8 protein-coding genes are annotated in these 13,253 nt (G+C 42.2%); 1 reads left to right on the top strand and 7 read right to left on the bottom strand.

Translation table 11 applies throughout. The features are described 5' to 3' along the window. Positions 1-24 precede the first annotated feature (24 nt). Entirely contained in the window at positions 25-1,665 is a 1,641-nt protein-coding gene (gene aspD, locus K8P02_RS11255; protein WP_025867212.1) for an aspartate 4-decarboxylase, read from the top strand. Between the two features lie 118 nt (positions 1,666-1,783). Here aspD and K8P02_RS11260 read toward each other — a convergent pair whose 3' ends face one another. The 7 genes from K8P02_RS11260 to K8P02_RS11290 form a co-directional block, all read right to left on the bottom strand. Further along, positions 1,784-3,076 (bottom strand): sensor histidine kinase, encoded by a 1,293-nt coding sequence (locus K8P02_RS11260; protein WP_025867211.1) that lies wholly within the window; start codon positions 3,074-3,076, stop codon positions 1,784-1,786. Between the two features lie 133 nt (positions 3,077-3,209). Beyond that, positions 3,210-4,556 carry a sigma-54-dependent transcriptional regulator gene (locus K8P02_RS11265; protein ID WP_025867210.1) on the bottom strand — a complete coding sequence of 449 codons (1,347 nt, stop codon included), beginning with the start codon at positions 4,554-4,556 and terminating at the stop codon, positions 3,210-3,212. Positions 4,557-5,002: 446 nt separating this feature from the next. After that, positions 5,003-6,481 (bottom strand): TolC family protein, encoded by a 1,479-nt coding sequence (locus tag K8P02_RS11270; protein ID WP_025867208.1) that lies wholly within the window; start codon positions 6,479-6,481, stop codon positions 5,003-5,005. Between the two features lie 139 nt (positions 6,482-6,620). Then, positions 6,621-9,224, bottom strand: a complete 2,604-nt coding sequence (locus tag K8P02_RS11275; protein WP_025867207.1) for a sensor histidine kinase — start codon at positions 9,222-9,224, stop codon at positions 6,621-6,623. A gap of 85 nt (positions 9,225-9,309) precedes the next feature. Continuing rightward, positions 9,310-10,560, bottom strand: a complete 1,251-nt coding sequence (locus tag K8P02_RS11280; RefSeq protein ID WP_025867206.1) for an ABC transporter permease — start codon at positions 10,558-10,560, stop codon at positions 9,310-9,312. Positions 10,561-10,565: 5 nt separating this feature from the next. Further along, complete coding sequence (locus K8P02_RS11285) at positions 10,566-11,855, bottom strand: ABC transporter permease (protein WP_223382360.1); 1,290 nt, start codon at positions 11,853-11,855, stop codon at positions 10,566-10,568. 144 nt (positions 11,856-11,999) lie between these two features. Further along, positions 12,000-13,241, bottom strand: coding sequence for an ABC transporter permease (locus K8P02_RS11290; protein WP_025867205.1), 1,242 nt, complete (start codon positions 13,239-13,241; stop codon positions 12,000-12,002). Positions 13,242-13,253 lie beyond the last annotated feature (12 nt).

The following is a 13,253-nucleotide window of genomic DNA, read 5'->3' on the forward strand; positions in this document are numbered from 1 at the left end:
GCATATTATCTAAATTATTTAATTATGGAAAAGAAATCAAATGGCATAGCCATAACCAAAAGTTTTGCAAAAAAGATGGAGGGCATCAGTCCCTTTGAATTAAAAAATCGCCTGATCGACATGGCGGACGAGAGCGTAAAGAGAATGGCCCACACAATGCTAAACGCCGGACGTGGCAACCCAAACTGGATTGCTACAGAACCTCGTGAAGCATTCTTCCTATTAGGAAAATTCGGGCTCAGTGAATGTACCCGTGTTTCCTCTCTTCCGGAAGGAATAGCCGGCATCCCCCAAAAAGAAGGAATTGCCGCACGTTTTGAAGCCTTTCTGAAAGACAATATCAAAGAACCGGGTTCCAGATTATTAAAAGACAGTTACAACTACCTGCTCATGGAGCATGCCGCAGACCCGGATACACTTGTTCACGAATGGGCAGAAGCCGTCATTGGTGATCAGTATCCTGTCCCCGACCGTATCTTACATTTCACCGAACTCCTTGTACAAGATTACCTGGCACAGGAATTATGTGACCGTCGCCCTCCGAAAGGAACTTTTGATCTATTTGCTACCGAAGGTGGAACAGCAGGTATGTGTTACCTTTTTGACTCTCTGCAAGAGAACTTTTTACTGAATCAGGGAGACAACATTGCCCTACTGGTTCCGGTATTCACACCGTATTTAGAGATCCCGGAATTACGCCGATACCAGTTCAACGTCACCGAAATATCAGCCGATAAAATGACGGAAGACGGATTGCATACCTGGCAATATAAAGATGAAGATATTGATAAACTGAAAGATCCGAAAATTAAAGCACTCTTTATTACCAATCCGAGCAATCCCCCCAGCTACTCATTGAGTCCGGAGACTGCCGCACGCATTGTTAACATAGTAAAGAATGATAATCCGAATCTAATGATCATCACCGATGATGTATACGGAACGTTCATCCCTCATTTCCGTTCACTCATGGCGGAGCTGCCACACAATACCCTATGCGTATACTCCTTCTCAAAATACTTTGGAGCAACCGGATGGAGACTCGCTGTCATAGCCTTGCATGAGGATAATATCTACGATAAAATGATAGCCCGCCTCCCGGAAGAGCAGAAAGCGATATTAAATAAACGTTATTCCAGCCTTGATCTTCATCCGGAGAAGATGAAGTTTATTGACCGTATGGTAGCAGACAGCCGTCAAGTAGCCTTAAACCATACTGCCGGACTCTCATTGCCACAACAAATGCAGATGAGTTTATTCTCTGCCTTTTCCCTGCTCGATAAAGGTGATTATTATAAAACAAAGATGCAGAATATTATTCGCCGCCGCCTGAATGCATTGTGGGACAATACCGGTTTCTCATTGGTAGAAGATCCCTTACGTGCAGGATATTATTCGGAAATCGATATGCTCGTATGGGCACATAAATTTTACGGAGACGAGTTTGTAGCCTATCTGAAAAAGACCTATAATCCATTGGATATAGTATTCCGCCTGGCTAACGAAACCTCACTCGTTTTACTGAATGGCGGCGGATTTGCCGGTCCGAAATGGAGTGTCCGCGTTTCTCTTGCCAATCTTAACGAAGCCGATTATGTAACAATCGGAAAAGGTATTAAGAGAATACTGGATGAATACTATAAGCAGTGGACAATTGACAATTGACAATTGACAGTGGACAGTTGACAGTGGACAATTGACAGTTGACAATTGACAGTTGACAATGGACAGTTACTATACAGTATTACAGCGCAGCTAACTGTCAATTGTCAATTGTCAACTGTCAATTAAATAACATTCTAAATCTCGTCCACCCGTCTGTATACGTACGGAGTGAGAACGAACATCCGTGACGCATCAGAACTTCACGGATAAATATCAGGCCGATTCCCTGCCCGTTCGGCTTGGTAGAAAAGAAGGGACTGAAGAGTTTAGCTTCAGTCTCTTTTGTTATACCTTTACCATTATCTGCCACCTCAATCCCGCCCGGAGAATAAGTACGTATCTTGATTTCTCCATTCTGCTCAATACTCTCAGCTGCATTCTTTATGATATTCACTAATACCTGTTCGAATAAAGCAACGTCAAGTTTCACTTCTCCCAATTCCTCATCAATATCCAGTGTAATGGTAATATTACGGTCGGCACACATACCTTCCATAAAACGTTTACAAGAGAATACAAGATCATTGAGATTAACCGGAACCAAGTGAGGTTCAGGTATTTTTACCACATCTGCAAAACGGGTAATAAAACGGCTCATAGAGAAACAACGATCTGTACATACACGCATCACCTCACAGATATCTTCCATCCCTTCCGACTCGGAAAGTGCCTGTTCTACGGTATCCAACGTAGAAGTAATACCTGCTGTTGTATTATTCACTTCATGCGCAATCATACGAATCACTTTCTCATACGCCTTTTTCTCGGCCTTCATCACTTCATCCGTCAAGCTTTCTATCAGAAAAAAAGGATGCTGGAATCCCCGGTCGATGAATGAAGAGTGCGTACATTTATAAATATTCGAGTCATTCAAACGGACAGTTACCGTCTCTCCCTTAGCAACACGCCCCAATTCCGCAGCCAACGGAGAATCAATAGCAATCAGTTTTTTCCCCTGAGCCTCTTCAGGACGGACACCTAACATTTTAATAGCCATCGGATTTAATTGCGATATCTCATCATCAAGGGTAGTAATAATCACTCCCATCGGAGAAGCATTAATCATCAGATCGAGGAAATGATTCTGTTCCCGAAGCCGGAGACGTTCATTCTTCAACTGCTCCATCATTCTATTGAAAACATTGACCACGCGATCGGCCTCATACTGCCCAACAAGAGTCAAACGACTACTGAAATCCTGTTCGCGTAATAGCTCCATACCACTACCAATCGTGTCCAACGGTTTTATAATCTTTCGATAAAACAAGATCAAATATACCAGCAGAAAAACGATCAGGACTTCCGAAATATATAGCAAAGGCTTATACACCCATCCGCCAAAGTAGAGTATCACTCCACCAAGAGCAGCCAGAAACAAAGCCAGTATAAAAAAATATCCTTTTAGACGCACGATAAATAGTGATTAGTGAGTAGTGATGAGTGATTAACGATTAGTGATGAGTGAGTAGTGATAAGTAATGAGTAGTTAGTGGGCTGCGCTATAATCCGCATGGCACTAATCACTTATCACTAACCACTCATCACTAATAATTGATTCCATATTTTTCCAACCTCCGGTAGAGGGCAGCCCGGCTAATGCCTAAAGCGGTAGCTACCTGACTGAGGTTCCCTTTACAACGTTCCAAAGTATGCAAAATTGTCTGACGTTCTATTTCATCCAGTGTCATTCCGGAAAGCGAAGCGCCAGTAGCCTTCGGATCATCCTGACGAAGATATTGTGCATCAAAATCCGAAGCATCAAGAATGGCTTTTCCACTGACCAGTATGGTCCGTTCCACCAGATTTTTCAGTTCACGGATATTCCCCGGAAAGGGCAAACGGCTGAGAAACTGAAGTGCATCAGCAGAAAATTCAGTACGGGGCAAATTATTAGCTTCGGCCTGGCGATCGGCAAAATAACGGGCAAGTAACGGAATATCTCCCCTCCTTTCGCGCAAAGCCGGAAGCTTAACTGTTATAAGATTGATGCGATAGAATAGATCTTCCCGGAAAGTATGTTCACTTACCATCTTACGCAAATCGGCATTGGTGGCAGATACCACCCGGATATCAGTCTTACGGGGACGGCTGTCACCCAAAACTTCAAACGTCTGATCTTGCAGGACACGAAGCAATTTCACCTGGCAGGAAGGATCTAAATCTCCTATTTCATCCAAGAATATAGTACCTTTATTCGCCATTTCAAAACGTCCGATACGATCAGCACTGGCATCAGTAAATGCCCCTTTCTTATGGCCAAACATCTCACTTTCAAACAAGCTTTGAGAGATTCCACCCAAATTTACCTTGATAAATGGCTGTTTGGCACGCTGGCTATTTATATGAATAGCTTCGGCTATTAATTCTTTACCCGTTCCACTTTCTCCGGTAATCAGAACAGAAGCATTGGTACGGGCAATGCGGGCAATGGTATTCAAAACATCTGTCAACTCCTGACTCTTACCAATAATATGGTCGCGTTTCAAAGCATCACTCTGCTCTTGTGGTACTTCTGCAGGCGCAGCAGTCAGTTCCAAAGCTGTTTCAATGCGTTGCAACAAGGCAGCATTATTCCAGGGCTTTGTTATAAAATCAAAGGCTCCTGCCTGCATTCCCTGTACTGCCAATTGAATACTTCCCCATGCGGTCATCAGAATAACCGGAACATCAGGACGGAATATTTTCACTTGTCTGAGCAAAGTCAAACCCTCTTCCCCTGTTGTGGAAAGTGTAAAGTTCATATCCATCAGGATAAGAGCGGGAGCTTCAGAGCGTACCACCTCCATAGCCTCACGAGGTCCGGGAACTGTTTGCACCTGATAACCGGCACGTTTTAACATAAAACTGAGAGAAGAACGGACAGCACTGTCGTCGTCAATGATCAATATCATAAGCGTGTGTTTTTATGATCGCAAAAATAAGAATAAATAATGATTAGTACGAATCAGTGGTTGGATATTTAGTTCAAACCTGAAAATAATGAAGTTTGCCGGACGTATCTTTGAGTACCGGAAGTACCCCTGGCGATATTACTACTCTTGCCCGGTATTGTGCTTTGCCTATCTCAGAAAGGAACGCTCCTTTTCCCGGTGCAGAGTCTTGTTTTACATGTACATGTAAAGCTGTATGAGATGCACATGTCGTACTGTCCCACATGTACATGTCGTACTGCTTTACATGTACATCTAAAACAACGTTACACACCGAGGTTGCATACGTTACTCTACGAGAGAGAGCATTATCAATACCGGAGAAAGAGATAGATGGTAACGACAGACGTTATTCAGATAGAAACTGATTAAGTTTAGAATAGAGTTTCGACTATTGATTCGCATGATTAATCACTAATCACTTCCTCAAAGTCTACTTCCAGTTCCGTATCTCTCTCGAAATCCCAAAGGGTAAGGCTACGAATCTGATAGAAATAAGACCAATAATTATACAGTTCTGATATATGTTTCTGCCGTGCCTGGTCTTTTGAATTCTGTGCATCATTCAAGTCGAGCGTATTGATTTTGCCTATCAGGAAAGTCTCAATACTGGTTTTATAACGCTGCTGAGCAATAATATCCGCCTCTTTGGCTATACTTAGCTGTTGTGCCTGATTATTGAAGTGCTCCACAAGCAAAAAGATATCCTGATTGAAGTTCATCTGTTCCTGACGAATTTTAGAAAGTACTACTTCACGATTACTCTTCGCCACACGTACCTTGCCACGACGTTTTCCCCAATCCAAAATAGGTATCTTCACCCCCACCTGTACGATCTGATTGTCGAGCAGATGATTGTAGGCAGAGGTAAACTCTTTGTCGAGCCCCGTATAACCCACGCTGGCAAAAAGGTCTACACTACGCAAATCGCCGCGTGCGGTAGCTACTGCATAGTCCGATTCAAGCTGCCGGCGACGGATGTTTTGTGCAAAAGAGTTACGCTCCAAAGCTTTGCTAAGCACTTCGTTATACTCCATTCGTATGTCCGGTGCCGATTCGGGAACCACCGGTTCCAGTTTTACGTTTTCATCCAATCCTAAAAAAGCACGAAGCTGGAACATATTGGCATTCAGATTACTCACCGCTTCTGTAGTAGCAGCCTTGGCATTCAGGGCAGAAAGTTTCAGTTGTAACAGCTCATTTTCTGATATCTGCCCCATCTCACGTTTGGCTCCGGCTACTTTATACAGATGTTCGGCATTCAGTTCATTCTGCCGGGCAGTAGCCAACGTTTCCTTTGCCAACAGCAACTGAAAAAAGTAAGTAATGGTTTTGCGTGTCACGTCTTCTGTGGCAGAGATAAAAGCAGCTTTTGCCTCTTCATAGCGTACAGGTTCTATACGACGGTTCCACTTCAGCTTATTCACGCCAAAAATAGGTTGGGTCAACTCCAGGTTGATCGGTACGGACATGAATTGTTCTTTCCCATTTCCCCCGAACTGCCTGATATAATCCAATGAAGTTGAAAGAGAGAGTTTACCTCCTGTCAGCCATATATTCTGGTCAATGGACAAGTCACCGGATAGTTCCAGATAATTGTTACGGACAAACCCGTAAGTACCATCCGAATTTTGATAAGAGCTGTAGGATTTTTTATAGTTGGGCAATGTTCCTGTCAGATTCACTTCCGGCAGGAGATCGGCACGAAAAGTGCGATATTCCCAATAAGCTGTTTTCAGTTCATTCAAGGCCACCGCCGCATCTACGGATTGAGTACGTGCCAAAGCAATAGCCTCATTAAGAGTTATTTCCCGTTCATTCTGTGCCGTAAGTATTTGCGAAAAGGCAAAAATCGCTAAAACAAGCAGTATATTCTTCTTTCTCATAAAAGTATTATTTTCTACGATTTAAGAAGTCAAACGACGTGCCAAAAAGATAAGTTACTAATTCTCCGATAATTAATTCATTCGACAAGTGTCCGAAAACGAACACTTTGTACACAAATGAACGCCTTTTAACACCTTATTATTCACATACGTCCGGGATACGCACAGTAAAACGTGTTCCCTTTCCTACCTCAGATGTAACACGGATCGTTCCATTAAGCCGCATCACGATTGTCTGACAAATACTAAGTCCTAATCCGGCTCCCTGCGTGAAATTATCCACTTTATAGAAACGTTCGAAAATATGATCCAACCCGTCCTGAGAAATTCCCTTACCGGTGTCTTCCACAAATAAAGAAGTATAGCCGGCTTCATCTTCAGTATATCCCACAGTAATCGATCCGCTTGTTGTGAACTTAGCAGCATTGTTTATAAGATTATTCACTACTTGTTGCAAGCGTACATTATCTGTCACCATATATTTTTTACTACCTGCCGGGATTTCAAGCTTAAGTTCCACTCCCGGTGGCATGTTCAATTGTTGGGAGTCATGCACATTCTTCAACAGTAAAGGAAGACTATGACGAGCAAACTGGAAGTCCATCGTTCCCGATTCAATACGGGACAAGTCAAGAATATCATTGATTAATGCCAGCAACAGACTACAGTTCTTATTGATTGTAGTAATAAACTGTGAAACCTCTTCTTCTGTGAAAGCACTCGTATCACTCAGCAAGTCGGAGAAACCGACAATAGCATTCAAAGGCGTACGAATTTCGTGACTCATATTGGCAAGGAAGGCCGATTTGAGTTTATCAGCCTGCAATGCCTTATCGCGGGCTATGGTCAACTCTTCCTCTGTACTTTTATAACGCTGAATACTCTGACAAACACCAAGAATACTATAAGGCTCATCTGATGTCAATCCATTAAGTACGGAAGTACGATATTCCCACCACTCATAATGTCCATCTGCATTGCGCTGACGGAAGCTCATCCGGGTATTCTGACGCACTCCTGTGAGGGCGGCATCAAATAAAGAACTGATGTGTTCCAGCTCTTCCGGATACACCGTTTTTTCCATATCCTCACGCGTAATAGTCGTTTCCAATTCATCAAAGCCAAATTGCCGGAGGAATCCCAATGGAAAAGTAAAAATATGGGTACGAATATTGAATTGCCACGGATAGATAGAACTATCCTCTATCGCCAAATCAAAAAAACGTTTCCGCATCTCTTCATCAGATACATTGTGACAAGAAAGGGCAACTCCGGTTATCTCCCCACGTGAATGAATAGGAACCATTTCTCCGGAAACCGGAAAATAATTACCACTATGCACTTCCTGCATAAAAGAGTTGGAAGGAATTATACAGCTTTTACCTTCTTTAATCACCTCTTTCAGCATATCGTGCAATACATCTTTACCCTTAGAATATATTTTGAAGATAGAACCGGCTGGCAGTCCTTCATAAGGCCGGACAGTAACATCCACCGGAAGATGCAACATACGTAGCAAAGAAAGATTAGTGAAATGAATACGAAAATCAGTATCATACGTTATCACTCCTTCGCGAATAGAATGGAAAATATTATCAAACTCATCACGCTGGGCCACCAAACGGTTCTGCACCAAGAGACGAGTCTGTGCATGCATTCTCCGGCGTGCCTCCCGACGGTTAGCACGTATCAGCCAAACAACAATAAATACCAATAACCCCAATATGGAAGCATAAAGTAAGATGAAAAAGAACTTATATTTCTCCCAATGTGGCTCATTAAGTATAATCCCAGGCTTCACGCGATCTTTTGCCACATGAAAAAAATCGAGCTGCTTATAATCATAGTAGAAATCAATCGGACTTTCAGTAGTGCCTAAATCGGCCGGAGAAGTACCTTTCAGCACTTTAGCTGCCCTCACTCCTGCCATTCGCGAAGAAGCATACGGATCAGCATCATAAGCACAAAAAACTCCGTTAGTCAACGCCAGACTCTGACAGGAAAAGAAAGGTGCTTTAGAGTTCTTACCGATAAATGCCATAAAAGGAGACCACTTAGGTACTACCACAATACGTCCGTGACTATTACGTGGATAACATACAGAAGAGATAATGCTATTTGTAGTTCCGGTTTGTACATTGTAGGTCTGCAATTTATAATCAGGATGACGTTTTACAAATTGTCCCCACTCATCCATAAAATCTTCTTTTCCTTTCAAACTTAAAAAGCTGTTATCATTCACACAAACAACCTCTTTACGTTCGGGAAATATTTTATTGACCTGTTCCAGTAAAAGAAAAAAATCGGGATTCGAAGTGAAACCGCAAATATTAGGTAAAGCAGCCATAAGAGCTTCATCCGGATATTTAATACCATAAAAAACAACCGGAACCTGATGTGGCAAAGAATCACCACAAGCAAACAATGTATGAAAAGCCTCATCGCTTGAAGTTACAATTAAGTCTACTCCGCGTTTTCTTGCTCGTTCACAAATACGGTTCATAATCAGTTTTTCAGAACGATATGCCCAGTAATCAGCATCCAGATACTCGGTAATAATATTAACCTTCAGCTTTTCTTCACCAAAGCCATCACGAAGTCCACGGGTTAGTTCACTATGCCAGGGAGTCTGATTAGTATAAGACTGTATAAAAAGGACATTATAATTCTGTCCGGCAGCAGTTATCGGTAGAAATACTGTAAATAACAGGAATAAAAGTGTGTTATAAAATCGTTGAGTCATAGAATTAAATACTGCGTTGTTTCACGATTGTGCGCACAAATATACGCTATTATCTTGAAAGCAACGCAGATATATAATTTAATTTTCACTCTTCACGCAAAGCTTCCACCGGTTGAATACCCATTGCCTGCCGGGCAGGGAGCCAGACAGCTATAAATACGGTAATAGCCAACAAGATATAAGTAACAAACATACCTGCCAGAAAGCGAAGTAACGTAAACTCTACAGGATAATCGGAAACAATTTCCGCAAAGCCTAAATTAGCTCCCACGATTATTGCCGGAATAAACGCCAAAGTCAATAAAAACAATCCTTCACCTAAAAGGAGTTTACGCAGACTTACCCTGGTACTGCCTAATGCTACACGTAACCCCAGTTCCGAACGGCGTTGTTGGGTACGGAACCAAAAAGTACCCAGCACAGTAAGAAAAGCATTCATCAAAAAGAATATAGCCACTGAAAGGTAGGTATACAAATCATTGCGAGGCTCTTTCAACTGTATATTTCTATAATCACTCATCGAGCGCATATCTCCAAGATAGAAATTTCCTATCATCAATTGTTCGCGCATCTCTTTACGGAACTTACGAATAAAATCTTCTCCGTCGGAATCAGGACGTACCCGGATGTAAACACCTAAATAAGGAGCATTCAGGTAATAGAAAGGATTTTTTTTCGTGTAAATCAACGGAATATAAGTAGCCGACTGATGGGCAGTAAATTCATTGTACTTTTGGCTTTCACATACAGCCGCTATACGTACGCTGTCTCCGTTCAAATTATTCTTTACCCATTCGCCCACAGCAGGACGATCCGGAAAAAGTCTCCTGGCCAGATTATCCGTTATAATAATATCCGTAAAATTTGCTTTACCAGACAATTGTTCCGGAGAACTCCCATCAGCTCCTTTCACTCCGAATACCCGGAAATAATCCGAACTAACGCCACGCATATAACTATTACAGGTAATTGTATCATGCACAAGTGAAGCTGTTTGGTTCATCCAGACATAGTGTTTATGCATGTTTGTATAGCAAACAGATTCCACCGCCGGATGGTGTTCCAAACGGTCTATGAATGCATAAAAATCATCTGTAGCATTCTTTGTATGGCGACTGTCCGAAAGAAATTTTGCACTTTCGGGAGTGAGTACACCGATATTGAGAGCATATACATTGTGCCAGTTGAATCCCAAAGGACGGGTTTGATTAACGGTAATAACATAAACGTAATCTACCGCATACCACATGCAAGTGGAAATAACAAACAACCCGGCTATCAACCATCCATTATGCCGCCGATTGTTCCATATTATTGTAAAGATGTGCTTGAACATATTGATTACCTTTCATTTAATGCATTGACAATGGTTGTACGAGCCACCCGCTCTGCCGGAATCCCTGCAGAAAGTAAGTTGAGAACCAGACAGAAAAGAAGTGCCACAAAGAATATCCACGGACTTATCATAGAAGCATTCATTGTTGCCGTTCCACCATCCGACAACTCAGATGCCAACAACCAGTCTGCCAGTAGCCAAAGAGCAAAATAAGAGAACAACAATCCTACTAATCCCCCGATCAGCGTAAGTAGCAAATTCTCGGTAAGAACTTGCCAGAGCAATCCCGAACGGGTAGCCCCGAAAGCTTTTCGTACTCCAATCTCCGAAAGACGTTTACGCATCCGGCTCTGTGTCAGTCCTGACAAATTAATGGCGGGAACAAGCAGAATGACAATCACAATAATAATATAGCGGATTATGACCTCCTGCCCCGGAACACCACCATTTGCATACTTATGAAGCATCTGAACGAAAAAAGTATCGGGCTGTCCCAATAAATCCAGTTGCATCTCCCGATCATTACTATTCAGCTTAGCCAGGTTCACGTCTACTTCTTTGAGTATCTCAGGAAAATCGGCAGAGGAATGTGCCAGAATAAAACACTGAAAACCGCCTGTATGCCCCTTTGTCCATCCCGAAAGATCAATACGGCTAATATCACTATTAGTAGTATAAGGTACCCATATTTCAGAGTAGCTCTGCTCAGCAAACTTGCTCACATCGCGTACCACCCCGCAAATGGCGAACTCTACAAAGTTTAGTTCCAGACGACGTCCCACAGCTTCTTCTACTCCACCAAACAAACGGCGGGCTACACTTTCACATATGACGGTTTGTTTCAATCCGGACTTAAAAGCAGCCTCATCATAGGGTTTTCCGGCAAGAAAACCAAATTCAAATACACGCCAGAAGGCAGCATCGGTATAAAGTGACTGACAATTAATCTCCTCTCCTCCACCCGGAACAGCAGCCAACATACGTCCATATTCACAAATAGCTGTTACTGCTTCTGCAGTTGTCAGCGGATAAAATAGTTGTTGTATATCATAGAGAGATACCCGGCTATAATTACGTGCATCTTTATTCTCTTTTTCATAAACACTGGACCATTTCACATACAACGTACGATCACGGTTTGTTTCCGGTTCATAATTTGTTGTCTTAGCATACAACAAAATGATAATCACCATCACCACTGAAATAGCAAGTGCCGTACCGGCAATACTGATTGCAGAGAGCAGCTTATTCTCCAGCAGCAAATGAAAGGCTTGTTTGAAATGTTGTTTAAACATGAAATAATTGACGATTAGACGATTAGACGATTGACGATTTTACAATTGGGATTACTTTCAGTTATAGGGAGGGGAATCAGACGATTAAACAATTTATTCAGTAACTTTAATCGTAAATTGTCAATCGTCCAATCGTAAATCCCTTTATTCTTCCCTCAGTGCCTCTGCCGGCTGTATCTTCATCGCTTTACGCGCCGGAATACCAATACCGGTCACAATCATTAAGGTAATGAGAACAAATGTAAGAACTGTGGTAATTATGAAACGTCCGGTTTCAAGGGTAGTACCATTCATCCATGAGTTCAGTTCGGCATGCGCCAAATTCCAGTCGATAACAATGGCAGGTACAGTAGCTATCACAAGCAGCAGCAATCCTTCTGTCAGCAGACGATTAAAGATGGTACGGTTTGTTCCTCCCAGAGCCTTGTGCAAAGCAATCTCACTCCGGCGTTGTTGCGTACGGAACCAGAAGGTACCCAACAATCCCAGAAAGATATTCAGTAGCAGAAAAACCATACCAGAAACATAATTACGCAACTCACTCATAGAGCTCTGTTCAAAATTGCGGCGAATGTCTGCAAAAGAACGAATATCGGCTATGAAAACATTTCCCACACGCAACTGCTTCTCACTGTCAGCTTTAAGACGATTGATAAAGTCTATATCCTGATTTTCCTTTACACGTATACATACTTCTAAATGAGTATCATACCAACTCCTCGATAACTGATAAAGCATACAGTAGGAGAATAAAGCCTGATCGTGATCCGAGTAGCGTATCGGTTTCAAAGAAGCAGCCAGATTGTAAGTTTTCGTAGTATCACCCCACAAATAAAACTGTTTACCTACCAATGAGGTTAATTTAATATTATATTTTCTCTCATATAGATTATCAGATGCCAGAAAGTTCTCTTTAGTCAGCATTTCTGCCAATTGCTCCGGTGTTTCTCCGCGTGTCCCCTCATAGCGGAATACCCGTAGGAAATCCGGAGTTACCAGACGGCGCACTACGTATCCGTAGGATTGAAGTGTATCATACCTTACATAAATGCCGCTATTGCTTCCATTATAAGGATAAGAATTCTGGGACAAACTTACAGCTTCTACCTCCGGACGACGGGCGATACGATTCACCAACTCTTCTATTTCATCGGCAATCAATGTATCATTCGGAATAAAGTCAGGACTTTTATCTGTAAGTCCGCCCATGCTTACGAGATAACAATGAGAGATGTCGAACCCATGTGGCTCGTTGTACACACGATACTGAACATAGATATAATCCACAACATACCACATCACCACACTTACCAATAGTAACTCTGTAGCTATCCAAAGATTGGAATGCCACTCATTTTTTATTTGTGTAAATAGTTTTTTATTCATCGTTCATTCGGT

It is taken from the genome of Bacteroides nordii (genome assembly GCF_019930665.1).
Taxonomy (GTDB): Bacteria; Bacteroidota; Bacteroidia; order Bacteroidales; family Bacteroidaceae; genus Bacteroides; species Bacteroides nordii.

Excerpts from the sequence above, each read along its gene's own strand:
- aspD (WP_025867212.1), top strand. The coding sequence starts at position 25 with ATGGAAAAGAAATCAAATGGCATAGCCATAACCAAAAGTTTTGCAAAA.
- K8P02_RS11265 (WP_025867210.1), bottom strand. The coding sequence starts at position 4,556 with ATGATATTGATCATTGACGACGACAGTGCTGTCCGTTCTTCTCTCAGT.
- K8P02_RS11270 (WP_025867208.1), bottom strand. The coding sequence starts at position 6,481 with ATGAGAAAGAAGAATATACTGCTTGTTTTAGCGATTTTTGCCTTTTCG.
- K8P02_RS11275 (WP_025867207.1), bottom strand. The coding sequence starts at position 9,224 with ATGACTCAACGATTTTATAACACACTTTTATTCCTGTTATTTACAGTA.
- K8P02_RS11280 (WP_025867206.1), bottom strand. The coding sequence starts at position 10,560 with ATGTTCAAGCACATCTTTACAATAATATGGAACAATCGGCGGCATAAT.
- K8P02_RS11285 (WP_223382360.1), bottom strand. The coding sequence starts at position 11,855 with ATGTTTAAACAACATTTCAAACAAGCCTTTCATTTGCTGCTGGAGAAT.
- K8P02_RS11290 (WP_025867205.1), bottom strand. The coding sequence starts at position 13,241 with ATGAATAAAAAACTATTTACACAAATAAAAAATGAGTGGCATTCCAAT.